Annotated in this window: 1 pseudogene; it reads right to left on the bottom strand. The window is 58.7% G+C overall.

Annotated features, from left to right (window positions below):
- Nucleotides 1-636, bottom strand: a pseudogene (locus HMPREF2886_RS02265) (IS3 family transposase); the annotation flags it as partial.
- Nucleotides 637-651 lie beyond the last annotated feature (15 nt).

The following is a 651-nucleotide window of genomic DNA, read 5'->3' as shown; positions in this document are numbered from 1 at the left end:
TTGGCTGCCGCGATCCGAATGCAGGATCACTGACCAGTCACCCTGGCGCTGCCAGATCGCCATTTCCACCGCTCGAATCACCATCTGCCGATCCTGACGGTGATGCATCGACCAACCGATCACCAGCTTGCTGTACAAGTCGAGCACCACGCATAGGAAGAGCTTGCCTTCTAGTGTGACTATTTCCGTGATGTCCGTGACCCACTTGCGCTCCGGTTCCTGCGCGGTGAAATCGCGCTCCAGCAGATTTTTCACGCCTGCTGGACGGCCGCTGGCGACTCTTCCAAAGCCACGCCTCTTCCGGCGTGGCCAGCCTTGAATTCGCTCAGTTGCCATCAGGCGAGCAACGCGGTTCAGGCTGACAGTTTCGCCCTCCTCGAGCAGATCCTCGCGCATACGTGGCGCTCCGATCACACCACGGCTGTCCTCGTGAATCTTCCGAATGCGCCTTACCAGGCGTGCATTCTCTTGAGCACGTGGGCTTGGATCACGATCCTGCCAGGCGTAATAGCCACTGGCAGAAACCCTCAAGCAACGGCACATCAGTCGTACCGGGTACTCGTTGCGGCAGCGCTGGATCACCGTGTACCGCTCGATGACTCCTTGGCAAAGTACGCTGCCGCGTCTCTTAAAAAATCACGTCCCTTGGTC

Source organism: Pseudomonas sp. HMSC066A08, from assembly GCF_001813025.1.
Lineage (GTDB): Bacteria > Pseudomonadota > Gammaproteobacteria > Pseudomonadales > Pseudomonadaceae > Pseudomonas > Pseudomonas aeruginosa.
Note: the sequence above shows the minus strand (reverse complement) of the source record. Positions and strands in the feature narration are given on the sequence as shown.